Annotated in this window: 22 protein-coding genes and 1 tRNA gene; 8 read left to right on the forward strand and 15 right to left on the reverse strand. The window is 39.7% G+C overall.

The window, feature by feature from the left end; genetic code table 11:
* Positions 1 to 11: 11 nt before the first annotated feature.
* From M2419_RS08485 to M2419_RS08500, 4 genes are all read right to left on the reverse strand, one after another.
* Positions 12 to 3,284 (reverse strand): TonB-dependent receptor, encoded by a 3,273-nt coding sequence (locus M2419_RS08485; RefSeq protein WP_153847358.1) that lies wholly within the window; start codon positions 3,282 to 3,284, stop codon positions 12 to 14.
* A 35-nt stretch (positions 3,285 to 3,319) separates the two neighbouring features.
* Positions 3,320 to 4,459, reverse strand: a complete 1,140-nt coding sequence (locus M2419_RS08490; RefSeq protein ID WP_153847357.1) for a FecR family protein — start codon at positions 4,457 to 4,459, stop codon at positions 3,320 to 3,322.
* A gap of 67 nt (positions 4,460 to 4,526) precedes the next feature.
* Entirely contained in the window at positions 4,527 to 5,084 is a 558-nt protein-coding gene (locus M2419_RS08495) for an RNA polymerase sigma-70 factor (protein WP_153847356.1), read from the reverse strand.
* A 212-nt stretch (positions 5,085 to 5,296) separates the two neighbouring features.
* Positions 5,297 to 6,001: a TIGR00730 family Rossman fold protein gene (locus M2419_RS08500; protein ID WP_167512255.1), complete on the reverse strand. Its 705-nt coding sequence runs from the start codon at positions 5,999 to 6,001 to the stop codon at positions 5,297 to 5,299.
* Positions 6,002 to 6,116: 115 nt separating this feature from the next.
* Here M2419_RS08500 and recR point away from each other — a divergent pair, with 115 nt between their 5' ends.
* A complete protein-coding gene (gene recR, locus M2419_RS08505; RefSeq protein WP_088161620.1) occupies positions 6,117 to 6,731 on the forward strand; it encodes a recombination mediator RecR in 615 nt (204 codons plus the stop codon).
* Here recR and M2419_RS08510 read toward each other — a convergent pair.
* The 3 genes from M2419_RS08510 to M2419_RS08520 are packed head-to-tail and all read right to left on the reverse strand — an operon-like array spanning position 6,728 to position 8,891.
* Entirely contained in the window at positions 6,728 to 7,903 is a 1,176-nt protein-coding gene (locus tag M2419_RS08510; protein WP_153847355.1) for an oxygenase MpaB family protein, read from the reverse strand. The two genes, recR and M2419_RS08510, sit on opposite strands and share 4 nt — an antisense overlap.
* 5 nt (positions 7,904 to 7,908) lie before the next feature.
* The gene (locus M2419_RS08515; RefSeq protein ID WP_153847354.1) at positions 7,909 to 8,262 is read right to left on the reverse strand and encodes a hypothetical protein; all 354 of its coding nucleotides are present in this window, start codon (positions 8,260 to 8,262) and stop codon (positions 7,909 to 7,911) included.
* 14 nt (positions 8,263 to 8,276) lie between these two features.
* Positions 8,277 to 8,891: a hypothetical protein gene (locus M2419_RS08520; protein WP_153847353.1), complete on the reverse strand. Its 615-nt coding sequence runs from the start codon at positions 8,889 to 8,891 to the stop codon at positions 8,277 to 8,279.
* Between the two features lie 390 nt (positions 8,892 to 9,281).
* Between M2419_RS08520 and M2419_RS08525 the strand changes: the two genes are divergently transcribed.
* Both M2419_RS08525 and M2419_RS08530 read left to right on the forward strand, forming a co-directional pair.
* Positions 9,282 to 10,133 carry an AraC family transcriptional regulator gene (locus M2419_RS08525; protein WP_159726649.1) on the forward strand — a complete coding sequence of 284 codons (852 nt, stop codon included), beginning with the start codon at positions 9,282 to 9,284 and terminating at the stop codon, positions 10,131 to 10,133.
* Between the two features lie 76 nt (positions 10,134 to 10,209).
* Positions 10,210 to 11,463, forward strand: a complete 1,254-nt coding sequence (locus M2419_RS08530) for an amidohydrolase (protein WP_182332011.1) — start codon at positions 10,210 to 10,212, stop codon at positions 11,461 to 11,463.
* An 82-nt stretch (positions 11,464 to 11,545) separates the two neighbouring features.
* Here the strand turns inward: M2419_RS08530 and M2419_RS08535 are convergent, their stop codons facing one another.
* Complete coding sequence (locus M2419_RS08535; protein ID WP_227550276.1) at positions 11,546 to 12,133, reverse strand: hypothetical protein; 588 nt, start codon at positions 12,131 to 12,133, stop codon at positions 11,546 to 11,548.
* A gap of 547 nt (positions 12,134 to 12,680) precedes the next feature.
* Between M2419_RS08535 and M2419_RS08540 the strand changes: the two genes are divergently transcribed.
* The 3 genes from M2419_RS08540 (at position 12,681) to M2419_RS08550 (ending at position 15,765) form a co-directional block, all read left to right on the forward strand.
* Positions 12,681 to 12,742 (forward strand) — tRNA-OTHER (locus tag M2419_RS08540).
* A gap of 403 nt (positions 12,743 to 13,145) precedes the next feature.
* The gene (locus M2419_RS08545) at positions 13,146 to 14,240 is read left to right on the forward strand and encodes a slipin family protein (protein WP_182981630.1); all 1,095 of its coding nucleotides are present in this window, start codon (positions 13,146 to 13,148) and stop codon (positions 14,238 to 14,240) included.
* Between the two features lie 103 nt (positions 14,241 to 14,343).
* A complete protein-coding gene (locus tag M2419_RS08550) occupies positions 14,344 to 15,765 on the forward strand; it encodes an RtcB family protein (protein ID WP_159726655.1) in 1,422 nt (473 codons plus the stop codon).
* A gap of 81 nt (positions 15,766 to 15,846) precedes the next feature.
* Here the strand turns inward: M2419_RS08550 and M2419_RS08555 are convergent, their stop codons facing one another.
* The 4 genes from M2419_RS08555 to M2419_RS08570 all read right to left on the reverse strand — a co-directional run bounded on the left by M2419_RS08555 (position 15,847) and on the right by M2419_RS08570 (position 19,207).
* Positions 15,847 to 17,142 carry a chloride channel protein gene (locus M2419_RS08555; protein ID WP_153847348.1) on the reverse strand — a complete coding sequence of 432 codons (1,296 nt, stop codon included), beginning with the start codon at positions 17,140 to 17,142 and terminating at the stop codon, positions 15,847 to 15,849.
* Between the two features lie 94 nt (positions 17,143 to 17,236).
* Complete coding sequence (locus M2419_RS08560; RefSeq protein ID WP_153847347.1) at positions 17,237 to 17,695, reverse strand: GyrI-like domain-containing protein; 459 nt, start codon at positions 17,693 to 17,695, stop codon at positions 17,237 to 17,239.
* A 61-nt stretch (positions 17,696 to 17,756) separates the two neighbouring features.
* Positions 17,757 to 18,614, reverse strand: coding sequence for a DUF6265 family protein (locus M2419_RS08565; RefSeq protein WP_153847346.1), 858 nt, complete (start codon positions 18,612 to 18,614; stop codon positions 17,757 to 17,759).
* 35 nt (positions 18,615 to 18,649) lie between these two features.
* Positions 18,650 to 19,207 (reverse strand): DUF4256 domain-containing protein, encoded by a 558-nt coding sequence (locus M2419_RS08570; protein ID WP_153847345.1) that lies wholly within the window; start codon positions 19,205 to 19,207, stop codon positions 18,650 to 18,652.
* A 133-nt stretch (positions 19,208 to 19,340) separates the two neighbouring features.
* Here M2419_RS08570 and M2419_RS08575 point away from each other — a divergent pair, with 133 nt between their 5' ends.
* Positions 19,341 to 20,210: a DUF808 domain-containing protein gene (locus tag M2419_RS08575; RefSeq protein WP_153847344.1), complete on the forward strand. Its 870-nt coding sequence runs from the start codon at positions 19,341 to 19,343 to the stop codon at positions 20,208 to 20,210.
* Between the two features lie 82 nt (positions 20,211 to 20,292).
* On the opposite strand, the gene M2419_RS08580 is transcribed toward M2419_RS08575, so the two are convergent.
* The 3 genes from M2419_RS08580 to acnA all read right to left on the reverse strand — a co-directional run bounded on the left by M2419_RS08580 (position 20,293) and on the right by acnA (position 25,448).
* A complete protein-coding gene (locus M2419_RS08580) occupies positions 20,293 to 21,678 on the reverse strand; it encodes a WG repeat-containing protein (protein WP_159726657.1) in 1,386 nt (461 codons plus the stop codon).
* Between the two features lie 138 nt (positions 21,679 to 21,816).
* The gene (locus tag M2419_RS08585) at positions 21,817 to 22,401 is read right to left on the reverse strand and encodes a pentapeptide repeat-containing protein (protein WP_153847342.1); all 585 of its coding nucleotides are present in this window, start codon (positions 22,399 to 22,401) and stop codon (positions 21,817 to 21,819) included.
* A gap of 278 nt (positions 22,402 to 22,679) precedes the next feature.
* Positions 22,680 to 25,448 (reverse strand): aconitate hydratase AcnA, encoded by a 2,769-nt coding sequence (acnA, locus tag M2419_RS08590; protein ID WP_227550275.1) that lies wholly within the window; start codon positions 25,446 to 25,448, stop codon positions 22,680 to 22,682.
* A 224-nt stretch (positions 25,449 to 25,672) separates the two neighbouring features.
* On the opposite strand from acnA, the gene M2419_RS08595 reads away from it, so the two are divergent.
* The gene (locus M2419_RS08595) at positions 25,673 to 26,203 is read left to right on the forward strand and encodes a TlpA disulfide reductase family protein (protein ID WP_259254779.1); all 531 of its coding nucleotides are present in this window, start codon (positions 25,673 to 25,675) and stop codon (positions 26,201 to 26,203) included.
* Positions 26,204 to 26,256 lie beyond the last annotated feature (53 nt).

Raw genomic sequence — 26,256 nt, forward strand, 5'->3', positions numbered from 1 at the left:
AAGCTAAAAGGTTAAAAAGTTAGGTTTAAACCAACAATAAAGGTGCGTGCCTGCGGCGAAGTACCAAAATCGATGCCCGGCGCCATATTGGAGCTCACGGTTTCCTGGTTAGTTCCCCCATACATGCTTACCTCAGGATCTAGACCTGAGTATTTTGTGAATGTTAACAGATTCTCGCCTGTTACATAAAAACGGACCTTATTGAGCTTCCATCTTTCAAGCACTTGTTTAGGTAGGGTATAGGCCAAAGTCATCGATTTTATCCTGAGGTAGGAACCTTTCTCTACAAAACGGGAAGAAATCTGTGAATTGTAGTTGTCATCTGTATTGTTTAGATCCGGACGTGGCATAGTACTATTTTTGTTATTGACTGTCCATCTGTTTAACACGGCAGCACTTTGGTTTCTCGGTTCCCACATACCCTCTGTATAAATACGTGTCGCATTAAGGATATCATTTCCCTGTACACCCTGTAAGAAAAAAGAAAAGCTGAAGTTCTTATAACTAAAATCATTTGTCATGCCATAAGAGAATTTTGGTGTAGCATTACCAATGATAGCCATATCACTCGTTTGAAGACCTGCTTCAGGGTCGGCCATCTGATAGATCATATCTCCGGTCTCTGGATTGACGCCTTTCGCGACGTAACCCCAGAATGATCCCAATGCAACCCCTTCTTTTGCAATCGTACTATTGCCACGGCCATCAATATTTCCGTCATAGTAGGTTCCGCCATCAATATTCAGTACTTTATTGCGATTGAGCCCAAAGGTGACTGTTGTATTCCATTTGAAATCGTGAACGAAATTTCGGCTACTCAATTCGAATTCGAAACCTCTATTCTGTAGGTCGCCGAGGTTTTTCAGCGCAGTTCTATAACCGGAACTATACGGAACTCTTGAGTTGAGAAGTAGGCCTACAGTCCTTTTTGCATAATAATCTGCACCAAATATCAATCTAGAATTAAAGAAACTGGCATCCACACCAATGTCGGTCTGGTTTGTCGTTTCCCATTTTAGATTGGGGTTGTCCAAGGTAGAGGGTGTATACCCCGGTACAACCTGATCGCCGATATTGTACGATCCCGTGACGTCAACTAAACCAAGATAGGAAAAGGCCGGGATTTGGCTATTTCCAACCTTACCCCAACTAGCGCGGATTTTCAAATCGTTTACTGTGTTTTTCAGCGAACTGAAGAAATCTTCATTGGATAAACGCCAGCCGGCAGAGAAAGAAGGGAAGTAACCCCAACGGTTATTAGGCCCAAATACAGATGAGGCGTCAGCTCTCAGATTTGCTGTAAATAAGTACTTGTCGTTATAATCATAACCGATTTTTGCAATGCCGGAGACAGTGGATACAGCAGCATCTATCGCTGTTGGCATCGCCGTAATCATCGAACCTCCATTGACGGTGTGAATCGCTGGATTAGCAAAATTCTGGGTAGCAATATTTGAGATTGTTGTTTGTGTTTTAGTGGTAATATAACCTAATAAACCTGTGAAGTGGTGCTTGTCACTAAAAGTTCTGTCATAGTTTAATGTATTTTCGGACATCCAATACTGATTGTCCTGCTGCTGGAGCGTCGCCATTCCTTTATATTTTCTACCCTCTGTCGTGCGGAACGGATCTACAAAAGTGCGGTACTGGTTGTTAAATTTCTCATACCCAAACAGCGATTTGAATTTTAGTCCCGGTAGGATATTAGCCTCCACAAAGGCATTTCCTGTAAATCTGTTGTTGATATAACTGTGCTCGTTGCCTGTTGCCAATGCAACGGGGTTGTCAAGATCCGTATAGAATGGATCTACTGTGAAAGCCCCCTTATCACCGTATATGCCGATGACTGGAGAGCCCAGGTAAGCATTCATGATGACCCCATTTCGGGAGTTCTCGTTAATGTCCACATCGTACCAACGGTTGTAAGATAAGCTTGTTCCAACTTTAAAGATTTTATTGATCTGGTGATCCAAATTAACCTTAAAATTGACCTTGTTTACTGTATTGGTGATGACCGTACCATTATCTTTTTGATAAGATCCAGAGATGTAAAACCCTGTCTTTTCATCTCCACCGCGTACTGAAGCCTGGTATTTTTGGCTGTGGCCGGTGCGGAATAGCTGATCTGGCCAGTTCGTATCAGCGGTATATTTCGACCAATCCAAGGCTTCTCCCATCTCAGTCATTAATTCTCTATACTGTACCGCATTTAGAACGCTAGGCTTTTTTCTGATGGCTGAAAATCCCTGATAGGTTTCGAAATTTACCTGTGTCTTACCGTTTGTTCCTCTTTTGGTCGTAATCAACACAACGCCATTGGCTCCTGAAGATCCATAGACAGCGGCAGAAGCAGCGTCTTTTAATACCGAAATGCTTTGAATATCTGATGGATTGAGCTCCGATATATTTTCAGTAGGAACACCATCTACAATGTATAATGGATTGCTACCTGCAGTGATTGTTGAGGTTCCGCGAACTCGAATGGAGAAGCCAGCTTGAGGTTGTCCGGAGGATTTTACAATTTCTACCCCCGCCATTTTACCTTCCATGGCACTCGCCAGTTGGGTCACAGGGCGATCTTCAATATCCTTTGTGCTCATGGTTGCAATGGCTCCCGTGATGTCCTTTTTCTTCTGTGTTCCAAAACCGACCACAACGATCTGTTCCAGTTGGTTGTTGGCAGTTTTCATCTGCACGTTGAGGAAGCTATTGGAGCCTACCGTACTACTGATAGTCTCATAACCTATCGAACTAAAGCTGAGTTGATGTGTAGAGGTCGCTTCAATCGAGAATTCACCTTTGCTGTCTGTTTCCGTTTGTTTACCTGTTGTTGTATTGCGGATTGTTACCCCTGTTAATGCTTTACCATCGCTATCGGAAACACGTCCTTTGACAAGCTTTTGTACATTAATCGTGTTTCTTGAGGGCATGTCATCTGTTTTCCTTTTTAGGACAATGGTGTTGTTGACAATTTTATAAGAATACGATAGCTCTTTTAGGTTGTCATCCAGAATTTCAACAATAGAACCATCTTTATGGTTTATTCGGATTTTTTGGTTATCATTAATCTGTGAGTTATCGTACAGAAACACATAAGAACTCTGACGCTCGATCTCTTTAGCAAACTTTGCCAAAGTGTATTCCTTGTCTTGTAACTTTATTTTAGTTTGGTTTACATTCGCCATCGCCAAATTATTTGCATGGGAAACGCATTGGATCGCAAGTAAAGCAGCAAATAGTTTTGCCTTTTTACCAGCCCCTTGGATGGTTTTAAGTTTATACATAATTAGTTGGTTAAGTTTGTTTTATATTAAATAATTTAGAGTTCAACTTCAATTTTATTGTTTTGCAATCGACATTTTATATCCAGGAAGTTGAGGGTCTCAACCAGTTGCTGGGCCGTTGAATTACGTTTTATTTTTCCTGTCAGTTCACGCTTTTCATTTGTTCCTTTATAGACAATATCTACATTATACCAGCGTTTTATGGCAGCGAGTGCATCTTTTATTGGTGTCGATTCAAAATAGAAAAAGCCATTTTTCCAGGCCATTGCCTCTTCGATATTGGCTTCTGCTACGATAAGATTCCCGCCTGTAGTAAATGCTGCTTGACCAGGTTTCAGCATTTTTGACTTGCCGAATTGCGAGACTTGTACAGAACCCGCTATAAGTGTGGTTTTATTGTTTTCATTTGGATAGGAGCTTACATTAAAATGGGTTCCGAATACGCGGATGGTTTGTTCATTGGATCGCACATAGAATGGTCGCTTACTATCGTGGCTGACTTCAAAATAGGCTTCACCCGATAATTTTACTTCACGGCTATTCGACGCAAAAGATTCAGGAAATGTCAAAACGGAGCCAGCGTTTAGCCACACCTTACTGCCATCGGCCAAAATTATCGTATACTCTGTTCCAATCGGCGTTTCAATGGTATTGGTACGGCTAGCAGCAGTATTCTTACTGGCTGTAAATTGATATTGCACGGTTCCGGAAGCAGTTGTAACAACTTTCACCTGTTCATCCTGATGGAGAACGCTCTTTTGGTGGGCAGAAAGGTCAATTTTAGTTCCATCGGCTAAAGTTAATACGGCTGCTTTAATGCCCGGATGAACTTGCTGTTGTGTCTTCACGGCTACCTGCGGGCTATCTCCGGTTGTTCTTTTAACAAGGTAAAGGGGCAATATAAATAACAGTGCCAAAGCAGCAGCTATTCCACCCAATTTCATCCATTGTGGAATTCGCTTGATTTTTGACGCTTGGATTTCCTGCTTTATATTTAAGAATAACAGCTCTTTGAGTTGTTGTTCATCTGTTGAGAGCTCCTCGGGGATAGGGAGAGGTTCGCCATTACTTGTTTCATACCATTGTTGCAGTTCGGCTTCTTCTTCAGGGGTACATGTGCCTTGAAGCCATTTATAAGCCAATTGCTTTATCCGGAATTGATTATGATCAACCATATTTAGGGGTTATTTATATATAGAGTCCCTAAATTGGGCTGATACCCTGACAAGAAGAGAAAAAAAATTACAAAGTAATCAGAAAGCGCTGAATACCAGCGCGTATTTTTTTTAAGGCACGGCTTAATTGGGTTTCGACAGTTTTCACAGAGATGTTCATACTTTCAGCGATCTGTTTATAGGAGAGTCCTTCTTCGCGGGATAATTTGAAAACAAGCTGGCATTTTTCAGGCAGTTCCGAAACAAGCTGATCTAGCCGAACACGAAGCTCTTCAAACTGAAGCCAATTTTCCGTCGAGTTATCAAAATCTACCCATTCCGTATCATGCTTAAAAGCTTCCTGCTTGTATTGTTGTGCCAGATATTTAAATACTTTGTATTTAACGGCCACGGAGAGATAGGAGGCGAGATTGCTTTCAATTTGGAGTTGATGGCGTCTCAGCCAAAGAGAAGTAAAGATATTTTGTACGATTTCCTGCGCATCTTCCAGTGAATTTGTTTTGCGGGCCGCCTGGTAATAAAGCTTTTTCCAATAGCGATCATACAAAGCTTCGAAAGCTAAGCTATCGTCTTGTTGAATCAACACGATCAACTCTTCATCTGAATGGCCTCCAAAATCTTTCATGCAAGACAATAATTTGTTTTTCTATGGTTATACGACGTGAAATGCTAATTTCGCTATAAATGTAGGGACTAAATTATGAATAATGCAACTTTAATATATAAAAGCTGGCTTTAAGCAGCTAAACGCGTATTTTACAAAGGATAGCAGCTTCGAATAGACAAAAAAAAGGAGTATCTGAATCAACAGATACTCCTTTTTTGAAGTGGTGCTTCTTAGAAGTTTGGTTTCAACAAGTATTTATCGTAGAATCGGAAAATATGATCAGCTGCTTCCTCGGCTGTATCCACAATTCGAAACAGTTTTAAATCCTCTTCACTGATATATTTGTTTGAAATCATTGTATTTTGAACCCAGTCCATTAATCCTTTCCAATATTCAGAGCCGACCAATACGATTGGAAAACGTGCAATTTTACCGGTTTGAATCAGTGTGATTGCTTCAAAAAGTTCGTCCATGGTTCCGAAACCTCCAGGCATAACAATATACCCTTGAGAATACTTCATAAACATGACCTTTCTGACGAAGAAGTACTTAAATTCAAGCAATTTGTCGCGGTCAATATATTTGTTGTGAAATTGCTCGAATGGTAATTCAATGTTTAGACCAACAGACTTACCTCCAGATTCGTAGGCGCCCTTATTGGCTGCCTCCATAATACCCGGTCCACCACCGGAGATAATACCATAACCGCGTTCCGTCAATAAGCTAGCAATATCTACTGCCATTTGATAATATTTGTGTTCGCGCGGGGTACGTGCTGATCCAAATATTGAAACACAGGGGCCAATTTTTGCCAATTTCTCAAACCCATCCACAAACTCTGACATCACTTTAAAAATCTGCCATGAGTCTTTTACTTTAATTTCCTGCCATGTTTTGTTTTCAAATGCGCGGATAATTTTATCTTCTTTTGTAATGTCCATATATAACGTTATACATTTAATTTTTAAAACCTAATTTTTCAAAAAGGAATACAATATAGCTATTTTTTTAATACTAGCTACTTTTTCTGATTATTCTTACATTTGCATTATGAATTTTTCTTCTAAACTTCTCGAGAACGCAGTGGCCGAATTTGGAAAATTACCTGGCGTGGGACAAAAGACGGCATTAAGACTGGTTTTGCATCTGTTGAAGCAATCCGACGCAGATGTAGCGCGTTTTACGGCCTCTATCGATCGCTTGAAAGAAGATATTCAATATTGCCAAGAATGTTTCAATATTTCTGACCACAGTATATGTGAGATATGCGCCTCATTCAAACGCGATAAAAGTTTGATCTGTGTTGTAGAAGACACGCGAGATGTGATGGCCATCGAAAATACAAATTCCTATCAAGGTGTATATCATGTTTTGGGAGGATTAATTTCGCCTATGGATGGTATTGGCCCTGCTGATCTAAAAATCGAAGGGTTAATTAATCGAATCCAAAGAGGTGAGGTAGAAGAAGTTATTTTGGCCCTTTCAGCAACAATGGAAGGGGATACCACCATTTTTTATTTATACCGTAAATTGCGTGAGTTTGATGTAAAAATTACAACGATTGCCCGCGGTATAGCCTTTGGTGGTGAGCTGGAATATGTCGATGAGCTGACCCTGGGACGCTCCATTGCGACACGGGTGCCTTACGAGCGCAACGTTGGTTAATTGTATTTCAGATAGATTTGTTTCACGCCTTCGTGTACTTTTCTTCCTTTGTCAATTTGTTGTTGTCGCCATAAGCTGTCGGTAACCATACGATTTGCTTTTTTATTTTTTAAGATATTCACATAAGCAATTTTACCGAGTACCGTCTTCTTTAAACCCAATAGTGAACACGAGTAGTCTCCCAATAGATAATGATTGTAGTAGAGATGAATTTCGCGCATGAGCTTTCGTCCCCATTTGTTTGTGGGGTAGGCTGCTTTAATGGGCTCTTCCATAAGCGCTTTTGCTAAAGCTAAACTATCCTGATCTCCTGATTGTTGTGTCATGGTCCAATAATACAAAGCTTCAATAGCTTGCTCCTCTGTGTCGGGGAGAAGTTGCATTGGAATACCCAGCAATGTTCCGATAAATTTCCAGACATGGAATAAACCTTCAACCTCGTTTTTCAATACATTGAATTTCATGCGTTTTAGTCCTGTTAGGTAAACAAGAGAAAATCCAAGATTGGTTGCAAGCATATCCCATGTGTTTAATGGAATACCCCATTTTTCTGTTTGCCACTGACCGTGCTTTAGGATGTTTAATCGCGCATACGAATGGATACATCGGGTGAGTAGAATGGCCTCTATGCCAATATTACCCTTTTTCAGTGCATCATCGCCTGTGATATCAACCCAAAAGGTTACCGTTTCGGTGAGCCGTTTGACAGCGCCTTTTTTTAGTGCCCCCGTAAAGATCAAAGGTTTATTGATCGCGCTGGATTCATAGCCCCCCATGAGGACATAATCCCGTAACACAATAAGTCCTGATAAACCAGAACGTTGACTGAGCCCAATGCCTTGTTCTATTTTATTCCAATCTAACCAAGAAGGGCTGAGATCTAATGTATTTAAAAAATTCAGCAATACATGTTCGTATGCTGCATCAATAGGCTTGCCTGCAAGTGCATCTTTAAGCAGTTGTTGACCTTGATGGAAACCAATTTTTAGGTGTAGCTGCTCGACAAGTTGGTCGCAGCTATTGTCAAATTGATAGAGTAAAGGAGTAAATTGATCGGCAGCAGCCATGGAAAGTTTCGTTGGCAATTTGCGAAGCAATTCGACACCAAGACCCTTCGACCAATAAAAAGAAAATGAACTTGTATTAACTTGATAACGTTCGGGTACTCGCATATCTTTTATTGAATTGTCCAAACAGTATAACTTCCAGTTAGTGTGATACTATCATTTGATTTATTAAACTTAAAGTCTATATAATCCATTTGACACGATGAGAGATCACTGCAGCAAAATTGACGATCAATTTTAAAATGAAGTCTAAATGAACCTTCGGTAATATTTGTATAAAAAGTCAATCCACTTACGCTAAAGTCACTTAAATGCGGTGCCCCATCTTTATCTTCCAATTGCTCGATAACGTAATCATTGATTTCTTGCTGATGTTTGTCGATGAATGGTATAAGATCTTGACTGCTGAATGGTATGATTAAATCGTCTTTTTTTAGTTGGATTCTGATGTTAATTTCTGTCATCTTATTATGCTGTACTAATAAAGATCTCTCCAGTTTGGAATATATAAACTGAAAATTGCTTCTGTTTCTTTTCGCGTCTTATGAGCAAATTTACAGAAAGCCTTTAGAATAATTAGATTGATGTGTTCTTTTTCGAAATTAATGAGTCGATTTGAAAAATGAAATCCACCTTCAACGATTCTAAAATCGTTTTTGGATAATTTATGGATGGTTACTGTAGCTACATCATATATATCCAACTGTTCTTCCCAATAAGCAATCTGCTTGATTATTTCATGGTAGAGTAATTCCTGACTCCATTTGTGCAGTAATTTCAATGTATTCGTGCTCTTCTTTTGATATACACATATACTTGTAGCTGTCAGTTCAACGGTTGCTAGCGTTGTGGAAGGATAGATCTTGACCAAATAAGGTTTTCCAAATAGGTAGTAGGGGGCTTCTAGATAGGAATAGGATATACCTTCCGATTTACTTTCTGGAGGGTTTAACTTGATGTACTCTTTAAGGAAAGCAACATCGCAATGTGCCGGAGCATGTACACGATAGGGTGATGAACTACCCGAAATTTGGATATAATCTTTATTCCAGGGAACTATTTCATAAAATATACGACCGATTTCGATTTGCATTTCTCAATTTTAAATTAGTTATGGGGCGTCGGCATTCAATATCGCTTGATACCCTAGCAACTGCGTTAAAGTAACATTTTTTTATATTAAACAATAGTTATAATCGTAACAATTTTCTTTTATACAGGGAGTCCAAACAATAAGAGTTTCGTTTGAACAAATTATGGACTACGAGTAATCAACTTCGGACTGTAAGTAGTATGTCTGTACGATGTAGACATAGTAAATACACTTAGAAAAGGTGGACTCAACGTGGACTTACTGTGGACTCACTGTGCTTACAGGACGAAGTTGGTCATAAGTTAGTCGTAATTTTTAGCATTGTTACCAGCTCTCACTAGCTTTTGTTTTTTGTTTTAATATTTAGATACTATCTTTGGAATACTGTTTATGTATCAACCCAACGACCATTTTCCAATATTAGACCTGCAGAAATTTCAGGAAGGGATTATCGCTGACCGCGATTTACTTTTTCATGAACTCATTGGCCCTAGAGAAATTAGTGAACCGCACAAACACGATTTTTTTATCCTTTTATTATTCCAGGAGTCTGTAGGTACACATACAATAGATTTTGACCGTTTTGTACTAGGCTCAAATCAGCTACATCTGGTTTTTCCGGGACAGGTACATCAGTGGCAGATGGCTGATCCTACCTATGCACTGCAGCTCATGATCAGCAGACATTGGTTCGAAAGTTTATTACCTGCGTTGCGATTTCCTATTTCTTATTATCTTAAGCATTTGGTCATAGATCTTTCAACGACCAATTTTCAGTCGTTATTGACAGAATTCAAGGCAATTGCAGATGATTTACAGGATGGTGAGATCCTATGGGAATTGATTTACGCACGGGTCAAAGTAATTACGCTTCTGATCAGCAAGATCGTTCAGGATAATTATGATGATTATGAACAATATCAGGCTAATCCAATTATGGCAAAATTTGTGCAGCTTATCGATGAATGGTATAAAAGTGAAAAATCAGTCGCTTTTTATGCCGAAAAGCTAAATATTTCGGCAAATTATCTGAATGTGTTAAGTAATCGGGTTTTACAGAAATCAGCTTCATTTTTGATTCAGGAACGTGTGTTACTGGAAGCAAAGCGGTTGCTTAAAATTTCGGATAAAACGATCAAAGCTATTGTCTTTGATTTAGGGTTTTACGATAATGCAAGCTTTAGCAAGTTTTTTAAAAGTCATACGAATATGACGCCAAGCCAGTTTAAAGCGCAGCCATAATATCTACACAAGCTGTGATAATTCGTACAAAGATCATTGTCTCAAATCACTTAGCTTTGGTAAAAATGATATAGGTATGAATGAGATCAATCAGAATCAAGAGACATATTTGTTGAAGAATGTATTGCTAGAAACAGGCTTTCTTTATGAGCATGAGGAAATTGTTGCTACAAAAACAGCATTGTTTGACATTCAAATTGAAGCAAATAAAATAAAAAGTATTGAGCCAGCGCAATCGGTAGCGAATGGAAAAGCTTTTGATGTGAAAGGTAAATTGGCATTGCCGCCATTCCGTGACATGCACATTCATTTGGACAAAACCTTATATGGTCTGCCCTGGAAGGCGGTATTTCCAAAAAATAGGACTGTAAAAGATATGATTGCCAAGGAACAGGTGATCATCCCCGAGTTGTTGAAAACCTCTGTCGAACGGGCCGAAAAATTAATCGCGCTTTTACAGGGCTACGGAACAAATTTTGCACGTACGCATTTTAATGTAGATCCAACATCGGGAACAAAGTCATTGGAGCATTTGTTACAGGCGCTGGAACATTTAAAATATTCATTTGCTGCAGAACTGGTTGCATTCCCCCAGCATGGCCTATATTATACAGAATCGGCGAAACTTATGGAGGAGGTAGCAAAATGGGGGCAGGTGGATTTTATTGGTGGTTTGGATCCCTTTAGTATTGACGGCAGTATTGAGAAACCGATGGACTTGACAGTTCAACTTGCATTGGATAATAACAAAGGAATCGATATCCACTTGCATGAGGGTGGGGAATCAGGTGTTAAGACCATACATTATTTGATTGATAAAGCATTGGAAAATCCGGCATTGCAGGGACGTACATTTATCAGTCATGCTTTCGCCTTAGGCTACATGCCGAAAAAGGACTTAGCACATACGGCCGAACGAATGGCAGAAGCGAAAGTTGGTATCTGCAGTTCGGTTCCTTTTCGCAATATGTTGATGCCATTTCGGGAACTGAAAAAAGCGGGAGTGGAAGTTTTTGTAGGAAACGACAATGTTCAGGACCATTGGGGTACTTTCGGTAGCGGTAATATGCTTCAAAAAGCCAATCTAGCTGCGGAATTATATGGTTATGAAACTGAATTCGAGTTATCCCGTTGCCTTCGTTATGCGACCAATGGCAAAATTCCGCTTGATGATCAAGGGAATTCCGTATGGCCGAAAGTTGGAGATGATGCTAGCCTCCTTTTTGTCGATGCGAGTTGTTCTGCAGAAGCAGTTTCTCGCATCTCAACCGTCTATGGGCTTATCCATCAGGGAAATGTGGTCAAATGGAACAATAGTTCCCAAGCTTAATTGAAAGTAGCAAATAATCATAAATTGAGAATGCCAATTTATCGTCTAGAAAATTGGCATTTTCAATGCTGGGGGATAACGTTTAGTGTAGGAAAGTCGTCTTGCAGTAATCTATTTTATAAGAACCTTGCTCATTGACCAATTGAACTTCATTTTTGGTTCGGATGTCATTACCGTAATCAATAAATACGATAAATTTGCTTTCAGTTACTTTGTCGACTTTGACATCCTTGATATCCAATGCGTCGTCATTACCTCTTCCAAATAACCAGGTTTCCTCCGTATATAAGGGGTAGATTTTTCCCCATTTGGCCTTATAAGCTGCCTCAGCTTTGGGTAGTTCTTCATCTGTGAGGTTGGAGGGGCCGTAAATTTCATTCGCATCTTTTAAAAAGTCTTGGAATCGCTTGGTACATAATGCGTCCTCTTTATCCAGATAGTAACAATATTTTCCAGATGCGGAACCTGTACATTGAAAAATTCCTTTCAACCAAGCTTCTGCTTGCTGATTCTGACCCACTGCCGTGTCTTGCTCCGCTGTCCTTGTGCTGTCTTTGAATGGTATTTGCTTTGCAGGATGATTTGCAGTAGTGCTTTTATGGTCTTGCGCTGAATTTGCACAGCTTGCTAACATGCAAAACAGCCCTATTGTTGCATATAAACTTTTCATTTTTTGATATCGTCTTAATATTGGAATAAAATTAGGATATAAATTGGATAACATGATCACGGATTACCACTATATTCAACAGAATATTCATCAAAAAATCTAATTTTCCATTCTTTTTGAAATAATGCAGCGGGCCGTAAGTCTACCATGTCGATTTAAGACGCAATGAATTTGCGTAGTTCAGGACTTCTAATCTTTTTTTACAACAATTATTTATTTTTATTACCTGTATATCAGAGCTATATAATTTTATATGAGTTTTTCTTATTTCTTTTTATTGTTACGCAAATTCCCTGCGTATTAAACCAATGATATTTGTAATGTCAACAATGACAAACGTTCTTTGATGGAAATTATAGCGAAAAGCTTTAAGATATATACTTTATTATGAAGTATAAAAGAGCCTTTCTTCTTCAGATTGCATCCTGGTCACCTGTTTCAGTATAGCAGGTTAGTATTGTTCTCTATGAGTTTCAATATACTGATAAAACGAGAAGTTGAAAGGAAAGTGCTCGTGTTAGAGGTTCGAATCCTCTCCTGTAAAAAAGGTAGCTCAAGGGTAGAGCAAAGCAGTTAGTTGTGGGTCGTAGGTTCGATTCCTACTCCTGAGCAATCAGGATAGTTCAGTCAGGTTAGAATAACAACACAATCGTGTGGGTTCGAATCCTACTTCCATTTTCGGATGGAATAGCATAAGGGTATTGCATCGAACTGTCCATTCGGACATTCAAAGTTAAGACTTTCTTCAAAAAGGTCATTTGGTAGAAGCTTGCTATCTTTTATCCTGCTTATAGGCTGTTTTCATGCGATTGAGCAATTGATTGATGGCCTGAGATTCCTAAGTGAGGTATCTGCGTTTATAATAAAACGTCATGACAATAAGATGGGGTATTTGTTCATCGACTTTTGATTTTAAAAAAGGGTACCAGGACTTTCGAATCCCGCTTGAGGTCAAGGGATAAAAAATAGCAGGTTTTATAATAGAAATGAAGAAAATTTAAAAGAATATACAATGAAAAGAGTACAGCTAACTACAGACGAAATCGGATTGGTTGTTAAGAACAATGCGGTGATCCGTGTTTTGAAATCCGGTAACTACTGGTTGGGATTTGGTGAAAAACTGGAGAAGTACACGATTACTCATCCATTTCCTTCCGGTCGCAATGTTGATGTACTGTTGCAGTTGACAGGTTTTCGCGAATTGGTCGATATCGTTGAAGTAGGTGATACGGAGATCTGTCTTGTTTTTTTGAATGGTAATTTTGAAAAGACGTTAGCGTCTGGCAGGCATGTTTTTTGGAAGGAATTGCGCGAACGCAGATTTCAATTAGAAGACATTACGGAGATTGAGATCCCTGCATCTGTTAATCGTCAATTGCTGGAGAAGCAGAGCTTAGGCTATTATGTACGTCAATATAAGATTGAACCAAATGAGAAAGCGCTGCTTTTTGTAGACGGTGTGTTTGTGGATATTTTGAAGTCGGGAACGTATTGTTGGTGGAAGAATGCAAAAACCATAGCGATTTTAAAAGCTGATATGAGGGTCTTGACATTGGAAGTGGTAGGACAGGAGATCTTGTCCAAAGATAAGGCACAGATCAGAATCAATTTCACGCTGCAATATCAGATTGTGGATATTGTCAAAGCGCTATTGGATAATAAAGAATATGAAAAGCAATTGTATTCGTTGATGCAGTTGACCTTACGGTCCTATATTGGCCAGATGACTTTAGACGAGTTGATGGAGCGAAAGACTGAAATACAGGGCTATGTCTTAGAAAACACATTGCCACAAGTCGCGGGCTTGGGTATAACACTGTTGACCTGTGGCGTTAAAGATGTTATTTTACCAGGAGATGTGCGGGACATCATGAACCAGGTGTTGATTGCGGAGAAGAGGGCGCAGGCAAATAGCATTATGCGTCGTGAAGAGACTGCTTCAACACGGAGTTTGTTGAATACTGCGAAGCTGATGGAAGAAAACAGTATGTTGTTTAAATTGAAGGAAATGGAATATGTCGAAAAGATTGCTGAAAAGATCAATACGATTTCGGTTTCCGGAAATGGACAGATTGTTGATCAGCTCAAGCAATTGTTTGTGAAATAAAAGATTAAAATGTTGAAAGAGGTGCAGGTAGCAACGTAAAGAGATGTTGTTACCTGCTTTGGAGAAGTTGTATGGCTGCTCCATCAAAAAAGAAAGTAAAAAAATGGAAAATAAAAGAATAAATGGCAATGATTTAATTGCATTAGGATATAAAGAGAATCATACTTTGGGTGTTGCATTGAAAATCAACAGTAAAAGACACGGTTTTACTCGGGTAGAAATGCTCGAAAAGTTCAAGTCTGTCCTGGAAGATCCGACCGGGTATTCAGAAGATGCTGTTTTCGGAATTTTGGCCCATGCCATACTTGGACAAGAGGCTGTTGATAAGTCGTTAATTGCATTGAACGAGACTCCGGCGGAATATACGATCTATGGCGCATCTGAAATCGAAACCGGGGCAAAGGTACAGATGAATATCGCTATGAAATTGCCTGTTTCAGTTGCCGGAGCGCTGATGCCGGATGCACATCAAGGGTATGGATTACCAATCGGAGGTGTACTAGCGACCAATAATGCCGTGATTCCTTACGGTGTTGGTGTCGATATTGGCTGTCGTATGGCTTTGTCAATCTTCGATCTACCAGCGTCAATTCTCGAACATAATTTGACGGCTTTGAAGGAAGTTATTATGCGCAATAGTAAGTTTGGAGCTGGTAATGGATATTTGAGACATGAACGTGTAGATCATGAGGTGCTAGATAACAAATTGTTTAGGGAGAACAGTTTGCTTTCTTCATTGAAAGATAAAGCCTGGACACAATTGGGATCTTCAGGTGGTGGAAATCACTTCGTGGAGTTTGGTATCGTCGAATTTGAAGAAAGAGATGAGGTTTTGAACATTGATAGCGGAGCCTATTTAGGCTTACTGACACATTCAGGTTCAAGAGGAATGGGCGCTACCATTGCGGCACATTATACCAAGTTGGCTAAATCCTTATGTAAGTTGCCTTACCAAGCGGAAAATCTGGCCTATTTGGACCTGGACAGCCATGAAGGGCAAGAGTATTGGTTGGCTATGAATCTCGCCGGTGATTACGCGTCAGCCTGCCATGAAGTGATTCATGAAAAAATTAAGTCGGCTTTAGGGGCAGAATTACTTGCAAAAGTTGAAAACCACCACAATTTTGCATGGAAGGAAACATGGAATGGTCGGGAGGTAATTGTCCATCGAAAAGGGGCTACGCCAGCTGCAAAAGGGGTAATGGGGATTATTCCAGGCTCCATGGCTACACCAGGTTTTTTGGTGCGCGGAAAAGGCGAGTTGAGTGCTATTCAATCGGCATCTCATGGGGCAGGGCGATTGATGAGCCGTACACAAGCGATTAAAACCCTATCTTCTCATGAGCTTAAAGAGATTCTTACAGATAAAGGAATTACGTTAATTGGTGCAGGGATGGATGAAGCGCCAATGGCCTATAAAGATATCCATACTGTAATGGCATCGCAAAAGGACCTCATTGATGTTGTGGCCAAGTTCCTTCCAAAGATTGTCCGTATGGCTGATGATGGGAGTAGGGAAGATTAAATTATGAAAAGAGCTCCTTAAATGTATTTAAGGAGCTCTTTTATCATAATTTGATCATGTTTTGTTGATCAATAAGTGAGATTAAAATGGTTTGGCTGTTGCTACTTCCTTATAGGTGTATACGTTATAGGGATATAGTTTTTTAGCTAGCGCTTTCGCAATAAAACTGCTAATAAGTAGCGGTGCCAGAAGCAAATAGCCACCCGGAACAAGACTTGCGATAATAAAGATTGCTGTAAAAGGGGCATGTATTGCTGCCGAAAGCATTGCCGCTGCACCAAAAAGAGCAAAATTTATAACCACCAATTGTGTGCCTAGGTAATGATTGCAAAGTTGGGCAAACAAAACGCCTAATAATGCCCCTGTTACAATGCTGGGTGCAAATACACCGCCATCACCACCTGCACCTAAGGTCAAAGAGGCTACAAAAGGTTTTAAGAGAACAAGCAGGATCAGCGGAAGAAAGTAAGCTAAATTTATGGAATCATGGAGGCTACTTTTTAGAATCTCCCCAAGGCCATGATAGCTATCGCCATAAAGTGCCGGCAAGAAAAAGATAAACGTCCCAACGGTAATTGCGCCCAAGTTGACACGGATAAAATTACTTTTTATGCCTGCAAAATAGGACTTTGCATAAATAACAATTTTAGTAAAATATAACGCTAAAATCCCTCCAATCAGTCCTAAAATAGCGACAAAAGGGATCGCCTGCCATCGCCATGCTTTTACCTCAAATGTAAATAAAGGACTTGCGTCAAGGTAATAAACAAATACGGACGCCACAGCCATTGAAGTTAGTCCACTAATGAGTAAAGTCTTATTATATCTCCGTGCAATTACCTCAAAAGCAAAAAGAAAACCACCCAATGCGCTTCCAAACAACAGTGTGACTCCAGCAATTACGCCTGCGCAGATCAACTCGGTTTTGTAGGCCCAAGCCGGATGTAATCTCTTATACGCTTGGTTGCCTACTGTAGCTGTGGCAACAACTGTGGAGACTTCAACACCGGTTGAACCACCGAAAATTACAGTTAGAAAACCATTGATATAATGTGAAGGAATCTTAAAAAAAGGCAAATGGTCTTTTCTTGTTTCCAATGTTGTATAGATTTCTTTGATCCCTTTATTTTTTCTGTTTTGAAAAGCGTATTTCCGTAAGAAATAAATAGCTGTAATACCTATGCTGGGTAGAATAATAAACAGTTTAGGATTCCAGGAAGATACTCTTTCAAACAATTCTTCCTGTACATAACCTGTGCTGTGCTTGAGGCTGTATGCCAATAAGCAACAAATGATACTAACGAGAGCTGAACTTCCAATTAATTTTAAATAGCTATATCGAACAACTTTTTTTCTGTATGTCGTATTGCCTTGCATAATGTTTTTCTTTAAATCGGCACAAAGGTAAGGGTTATTTAGTTTAAAATAAATGATAAATACCTTAAGACATACTTTTTGTTACGGTATACCGCTAATGGATACCTATATATATATCCACCTTTGCATCTTGTGGATTTTGGGCTTTTTCGCCATATATTTCGAAGTCTGCGGCATACGTTCTTGGTAAATCCGAACTCCATATCTTTTGCCAAGTTTCATAAACGATGCCATCTTCTAAACTTCCTTCTGCAGTAAAGTGTTGGTAATGATTTTCAGCAATATGAATACCGTCCAAGTCTTCGGGCACTTCTTCAAGATTGCTCACTTTACAGCCCAAGAAAGTGGTATAAGGTAAGGTGTGATCCTTTTCATATTCGGTATAGATACAGTAGAGTTCGCTGGATATCTTATTGGGAATACGGCTTAATACATCTTCTTTAAAAAAGCGGCTCCAAAGTTCCGGAATGTCCTTAGCTGCCTGTCCATCTTGGTTGCTCGTACGGATGGCAAGGCCAATTATACTGAATGAAGGGATTGTTTTATTTTTCATGACTTTTAGTTTTCCCCAAAGTTAGATCGGCAAATGACAGCTGTATGTCACGAACAAACAGCTAATGTTGTTTTTTCCAGATTTTATCTACTTGAGACAGGTATTCTGCCAAAGCAGCTGAACCATACCAAGGGTAAAATGAAGCTTCTAAGAGACCATTCTTTATCGCCGGATCGTTTTCTAAAATACGCTTTGCCGCATCAATAGAAGCCATGTTATTTAATATAAAAAGGCCCCGGAAGTTATTGTCATTTTTTCCAAATGGGCCAGCAACAATCAGTTGCCCATTTTTTACGAGAAGATTGATATTTTCCATGTGACCTTTGAAACATTCATTAATAAATTGTTTGTCTGTTGTTTTATTCTCGCCAGTTTTCAGGAGGACAAAGATGTAGGATTTCATTCCATAATCATCGGCCCCTAATTTTTTTGCGAGTTCCTGATCGTAATTTGGGTTCGCTAGGGTCGTTGTGGGTACGATTTTAGTCACATAAAAAGATCTGACTTTTCCCGATTTTCCTTCCACTGATATATGAAGTCGGTTTGTAGCGACGGGTGTATATCGAATGTAATTAGGGAAATCATGGGCTTCATTAACAAAAGAATAGGTACTATCCTGATAATTTAGCTCAAAATTGACTTCTTTCCCATTGTTTTGTCCGATGACCAGTGCTGTATATATGATTTTATCCTTTATTTTGGTCAATTTTAGGTATTCACTGACTATCTTTTGGCCATTTTTCAACGCATAGGAAAGGCCTTTTAATTCATGATCGTTTATACGATCCCATTGTTCGTATTCCTCTTTATTGTCAACCTTCCACGTTCCTTCTAAGAAAGAAGGAAAAGAGACTTGTGAAAAAAGTGGTTGAGCAGCTCCCAAGCAAAAGAGCAGGGTGGCGATTAAAATTGTTTTCATATAGGTTTTATATTTTGACGGTTAAGTGCTTTTATTTAAAGAAAAAGTATGGTACGAAAGCCCCGTGCCGCATAATAGGAGATCGCGCCATTATGATAGGTGAAAACTTGGTTGTAACGTCTGTCACCGAATAAGGCGCCACCAAGCTTACGAATAGCCTCCGGAGTTTGTATCCAGCTGGAAGTTTTTAAATCAAATTCACCTAACATTTGGAGTTGGCGATAGTGTTGTTCAGAAAGCAGCTCGGTTCCCATTTTTTTAGCTTCTTCGACAGCACTTCCAATAGGTTTGTTTTCCTTTCTGTCATCTAAGGCTTTTTGGTCAAAACAGAGGCTTCTCCTTCCTTTGGGACTTTCTTCTGTACAATCCACAAAAGCATACTGCTTTTTGTTTGGATCAATAATAACAAGGTCGGGCTCGCCAGCGCTCTTTTCCATTTGGAACAAGCTCCATAATTTTTGGGGGCTTTCAAGCAATTTATGCACTACTTCGTCCCAGCTGATCTGTGGGTGTCGTTTGGGGAATTTCTGAAACCTTTCTTTTAGCGTTTCGAGTAGCATTGACTGTTCCTCTTGTGTAAGCAAATTTTTCATAATGGTTGTCCTTGTGGTATTAAAATTACGTATTTAATTCAAATGTAATGTAGCTTGATATTGCAAATGGATTAAATTCCTTATTTCAAAATTGAATTAAATTTATATTTTTACGTTCAATTTTTATATAAATATGGCTTCAGGAATATTTGCAATTCTAGATGATATTGCAGCATTGATGGATGATGTGGCAGTAGCGAGTAAAATCGCAACAAAAAAAACTGCTGGAATCTTAGGTGACGATTTAGCGGTTAATGCCGAGAAAGCGACTGGCTTTTTAGCTTCACGCGAGCTCCCAGTTTTATGGGCAATTACGAAGGGCTCTCTGCTCAATAAGTTGATAATTGTACCAATAGCATTATTACTAAATGTCTTTTTTCCAATTGCCATCAAATATATTCTAATTTTGGGAGGTTTCTATCTTGCTTTTGAAGGTGTTGAGAAGATTATTGAATACCTGTTCCATCGCAAACATCCTACGGAGGAAACAAAAGTGGAGACTGTCGTTGCTGAAAACTCAGTTGCTGCTGAAAAAGCGAAGGTAAAATCGGCTATTACGACAGACTTTATTCTTTCTGTGGAAATCGTCATTATTGCTTTGGGAACGGTTTTGGGAAAAAGCTTGTCCTTACAAATTATTACGGTTTCGGTTGTTGCTTTTCTGGCCACAGTTGGAGTCTATGGTATTGTAGCACTTATCGTTCGTATGGACGATGCCGGTTATAAATTGATTAAAACCTCACGTGAAAAAGGCCCTATTGCGAGCCTAGGTCGGTTTTTAGTCCGTGCGCTACCCTTTGTTATCAAATTATTGGCTGTTGTAGGTACATTTGCTTTAATTCTGGTTTCAGGCGGAATATTTGCGCATTATATTGATTTCTTACACCATGCGCTACCAGCTCTGCCAGGAATGATAAAAGAGCTGTTATTTGGCCTAGGGGGAGGTCTTATCGTGGTGGTTTTATTTACGATCGGCAAAGGGCTGTTTAAAAAGAAAAAATAAACTCCTATTGATCTTTGATGATCGGCAACCCTATAACAAAAAGCAGCAGATATATCTGCTGCCTTTTTTTATTATAGGGTTCTTAAATTGTGTCTGTTGCCTCTGCCGCGGCATCCATTTCTACACGTTCACCTTTTGTATTAATCAAAATTACATCGTCCGAATCCGCTAAAGAGACAGAAGCCACGCCATCACTGAAAGAGGTGGCCCCGCTGTATATAAATGGTATGGCCACTTTTCCCTGGCCATCTAAATAACCATACTTTCCATCTTTACTAGCAAGGAAAAGATTAGGTTCTTCTGTAACTGAAATCAAATCGTAGTCGGGAGCAACGATTTTATTGGTTTTTATTTCAGTAAGATTATACGTGTCGTTTTCGATGCTGATGAAATGCGTTGAATTATTTTCAGAAATATAGCTATACGTCGCCGGGACAATTATTTTGCCCGCCTGATTCAATATACCATATTTATTTTTCTGTTGAAATACGGCATAACCACCGTTAATAAACGATATCATATCATAATTTGCGGAAATTAAAATTTTGCCGGATTTATCCATGACCCCATATTTTTCGTTTAGTCCAAAAACCAGTTGCCCAAGGTGATCATCGTAACCTAAATAATCGTATTGGAAGGGGATGATTGGTTTACCGGCCAGATTAATGGCACCATATTTTTCATTTTTATATTGAACTATACTAAGATCGCCAACAAATGGTGCGATGTATAGGTATTGTGCTGGTACAATTGTTTTTTCTTCGCCGTCTTGTACCCCTATGAGATTAGTTGCAGCATCTTCAAATAAATACAGATTTTCAGCAATCTGGTTGCTCTCTTCCGAATCTTCCTCGTCGTCATAAATGGATGCTACTTGCTCATAATCCTCAGATACGATAAAATCTTTATCGTCCAGTTGGCTATCGGCGATGTTCTGGGCAATCATATCCATTCCAAGAGGTGTTGTTAGCTGTAGCACAGCCCCGGGGATTTTTTTGAACAGATCAAATCCCTCCCAATAGGTGACTGGCAATTTATCGCTATACCAGATCGATAAGGTGCTGTTTTCCTCGTTATCTTCTGAAATAGGAATTTCGACCTGAGCTAGTTTGCAGGGATAACCGGCAATCATTTTCGTTTGGTTTGGGACGAATTTGATCGCATGTGGGCTGAGCTCATTTTCTTTAACGACGTATTTTGCCAGTCCTGGGTACAATATAATTGATTGTTCTTCATTTTTTTTAATGAGAAAGATTGACTCTTCGCCGTCTCCGGAAGCCGATATAACTTTTATTTTATCATTGTTAACATACGCTTCGTAAACAGAAACTGGAGCTGCTTGTGCTTCTTCGCTGGGATCGACAGCATACGTAATGGCATAGTTGATCTTGAATGCTTTATTGATCTGGGCAAACGACATTGTGCTGGCCGCTAAGATAGCTGCGAATGATAGGGATATTTTTTTCATCTTCTTAAACTTTGAATGACAAATATCCTGATTCAAAGTGAGGTGTTTTATCCCTGAAATCCGTTATTTAACGATAAATCAACATGTTTCAAATGAATACATTGATTTTGGGAGTTAGTTGAACGGCCTTTCCCATATTTAATCAATAAACAGTTGATATTTAAGTAGTAGACCAGGCAGTTGTTCCGGACCAAATTTACTTTTTTTCATACGATTGACCTCTGGATCTAGCTGGATATTGATCGAAGACCGAAAGTCACAGCCCTCGAGATTGCATTGTACAAATCGGGCATTTAACAAATTCGTTTTTTTAAACAGCACCTGTTGAAGGTTGGCCCGTTCAAAATCCACATGTTGCAAAGAGCATTGTTCAAACTGGAACTTCTTTATATTTCTTTCAAAAAAAGAGGAGTAATCCAGAACCGAGTTGCTGAAATTGGCATGAAAGGAAAATGAACTACATTCATTAAAGTGTATGCCTAGCATTTTGCAGTCATTAAAAACAACATGATCTAATTGTGTGCCCTTTAGACTGACATTGGAAAGATTACACGATTTAAATTCACAATTTGTGAATAGGAGATCTACGAGTTCTGCGTTCTGGAAATCACATTGCTCAAAGGTGCATTTGTAGAATTCCTGAACTTGCTTTAGTTCAGGTGTAAATGTTTGTTTAGTGATTGTTTGTTCGACAAGTTCTTCCATTCTGTATCGTGTTGGCATTGATTTTAGCGAAAATAAGCAATTCTCCCGAATGATTTTACTTTAAAATAAAGTCAAAGGCGCTATTTCCGCTTGCGGACAAAATACCTGATTTCAGGGATAAAAAGGGGGATTTTTTATAGCTATTTTTGGTGTAGCCATAAAACATAATTCTTGGGGTGCTGGGGGGAAGACTGACGTATTGTAGAACTCTGGTAGGTTTTAATATAGTTTGTTAAAGGGCACTGATCAGTGCCCTTTACTATTTTAGGTATTCCGATCCGCTAATTTGCACAATGTTAGTTGTTCTTTAAATACTGACGCAGCACATATTGTAGAATACCGTCATTCTTAAAATACTCTATTTCAATGGCTGAATCAAGTCTTGCTTTCACCTGAAATGTGGTTGTTTTTCCATTTTCATGAACAGCATTTACCGTGAGGAGTTTATGAGGTGTTAAATCGGTCTCAAGTCCCGTGATGTTATAGACTTCTGTTCCATCTAGTCCTAATTTCTCTGCGTTTTCGTCATTGATAAATACAAGAGGTGCTACGCCCATACCGACAAGATTACTTCGGTGGATACGCTCGAAACTTTCAGCGATAACCGCCCGTACGCCAAGGAGGAATGTCCCTTTCGCTGCCCAGTCTCTCGAGGAACCCGAACCATACTCTTTTCCTGCCAGTACGATGAGCGCTGTGTTGTTTTTGCGATATTCCATTGCGGTTTCAAAAACAGTCTTCACCTCATTGGTGGGGAAATACCGACTAAAACCACCCTCACGATCGGTAATTTTGTTTTTAATACGCACATTGGCAAATGTTCCGCGCATCATGACTTCGTGGTTTCCACGTCTAGATCCATAAGAGTTGAAATCTTCTTTACTTACCTGATGTGATCTGAGGTATTGTCCAGCTGCAGTTTCTTCTTTGAATGAACCAGCGGGTGAGATATGATCCGTTGTCACCGAGTCACCAAGATAGAGTAATACCCTCGCATTCTGAATATCCTGTATTGGATTAGGAATTGCTTGTAAATTTTCAAAAAATGGCGATTCTTTGATGTAGGTGGACGTGTTGTCCCACTGGTAATTTTGATCAAGATTCACTTCAAGTTCTTGCCAGTCTGTCGACCCGTCGAAGATGACATCATAGACTTCTTGGAAATCCGATTGTTTGACGCAGGCATTGACGGTTTCGATAATATCCTCGCGGCTTGGCCAAATATCTTTCAGATATACGGGCTGACCGTTAGGGTCGTAATCCAATGGTTCCTCCAAGAGATTAATATCCACTCTTCCGACCAGTGCATAGGCAACAACAAGCATCGGCGACATTAAGAAGTTCATTTTTACCTGTGGATGCACACGGGCCTCAAAATTTCGGTTACCGGATAATACCGAGGCAACAATCAGTTCACCTTTTTCTACCGCCTCTGCTATTTGTGGTGGAAGAGGACCGGAGTTTCCAATACAGGAGGTACAACCGTAACCCACGGTGTGAAAACGCAGGGCATCAAGATCAGCACTAAGTCCTGATCTTTCAAGGTATTGTGTAACGACTTTTGAGCCAGGGGCTAAAGAGGTCTTTACCCAGGATTTGGTGCGAAGTCCGCGCTCGATGGCGTTACGGGCCAATAATCCTGCACCGATCATGACAGTAGGGTTCGAGGTATTGGTACAGCTTGTTATAGCTGCAATCGCAATACTGCCATCACTGACAATATACTCCTTATGATTGTGTTTGATGCGAACGGCATGAATAGACTCTTGAATAACTTCATGCGGTGAATCATGTTCGACGGGTACCTTACCAAAGGTAAACTCTGTGCCAGAGCCGCCGTCAGCAAGCCAGGCAGATTCCGATCGTTGCAAAACAGGGACATATTGTCGATGGTGTTCGCTGTCTAAGAGTTGTGAAAATGTGGTTTTTAAATCCTTCACTAGAATTTTATCCTGAGGCCTTTTGGGGCCAGATACAGTTGGCTCCAGGCTCGATAAATTGAATTCAACAACCGACGAATATTGAATTTCTTCCTTGCCTGTGCGCCAGAGTAAGTTGCTTTTACAATAATCTTCAACAATTTTAATCTGCTCTGCACTTCGATTGGTGCTATGCATGTATTCAAGGGTTCGGTCATCAATCGGAAAATAGGTAACCGTACAGCCAAATTCGGGGGACATATTGGAGATTGTGGCACGATCTGTCACCGAAAGGCTGTCCAATCCATCGCCAAATACTTCAACAAATTTACCCACAACACCTTTATCGCGAAGTATTTTTGTTATCGAAAGGACCATGTCGGTCGCGGTGCATGTCGCTGGTATTTTGCCCATAAGTTTAAGGCCGATAACTTCAGGACAGGTGAAAAAAATAGGTTGTCCAAGCATGGCTGCTTCAGCCTCAATGCCACCAACTCCCCAACCTAGTACACCAATACCATTGACCATTGGTGTATGTGAATCCGTCCCTACTAAGGTATCCGGAAAAAGCCAATTGTCGCGTTCAATTACTCCTTTGGCAAGATATTCCAAATTGACCTGATGGCAGATACCCATACCCGGAGGAACAACGGTAAAATTTTTCAATCCTTTCTGTGCCCATTTAAGGAGTTCATAACGCTCGCGGTTGCGTTCATATTCCAACTCGACATTCTTGTCATACGAGTAGTCTGTGCCAAAGTAATCGACCTGAACGGAATGATCAATAACTAGATCCACAGGGATAGCGGGATTTATTTTTTGTCCATCCTTGCCATGACGGATAAATTCGGCACGTAGGGAAGCCATATCGACTACAGCAGGTACTCCGGTAAAATCCTGCATTAAAATTCTGGCCGGTTTGAAGGGTATATCTTTGTCAACAGGCTGTGGAGTCCAATGAATCAGGGTATTGACATGCTCGTCCGTGATGCTAAATCCATCATGGTTACGCAATACATTTTCCAGTAGTATCCGGATACTAAATGGTAGGTGCGTGATATTACCTTCGGGAAGATCTTTAATAGCACTATACTGGTAAACTTTTCCGTTAATTTCAATTTCTCGTATTGATTTCTCTTTGCTCATATTCATTTACTTATTTTCATACTATATAATACACATATCCCCGAATTTGTTTGTAATATCTTTTACACATATCTTTCGGCTTTTGTATTCCAAAACGGAATTTATGCCTTTGTAAATAATGAATTAAAAAATTGGATAAAAAAAAGATTGCTTTTTCTGATTTAGAGACAATCAAATTAGGATGCAAACGTTATGTTAATGTTTATGCTTAGAAACAGTGTTGTATGAGAAAAAGAGTAAATTATAGTGTCCTTTTCTTGGTTAGTTTGTTGTTTTGCAGCCCATTTCCGGGTAAAGCAAGTACACTTTCTGTTGCCGAAGGGGAGGACAATGGCTGGACCGAAGGGTATGATCTTAGCTTTAGGGACAGTAAAAACAATGTGTTGACCCTAAATCAACTCAAGGGGAAAGTTGTGGTTATTAATTTATGGGCGACATGGTGTCCACCTTGTCTTGCTGAGATGCCTTCATTGGATCAACTCTATAAGGACTTTAAGGGCAACGACACTATTATTGTTTTGTCTGTCGATATTGATGGAAATCTTAGCGCTTCGAGAAAATTTATGGCGAAAAGGAAATATAGTCTACCTGTCTATCAGTTAAATTCGGCGTTGCCGAATGGATTGAGTACCACAAGCATACCCACAACAATTATTTTGGACAAGGCTGGTAAGCTGGTCATTAAGCATGTAGGTGGAATGAATTTTGGCTCGCAGAAATTCAGAAAATCCCTATTGGATTTAAGTAAGGAATAGATTTTGGTGTTGGAGATTATAACAATATAATGGAAGATAATTTATGTTTCATT

This window comes from Sphingobacterium sp. BIGb0116, from assembly GCF_024808035.1.
GTDB lineage: Bacteria > Bacteroidota > Bacteroidia > Sphingobacteriales > Sphingobacteriaceae > Sphingobacterium > Sphingobacterium paramultivorum.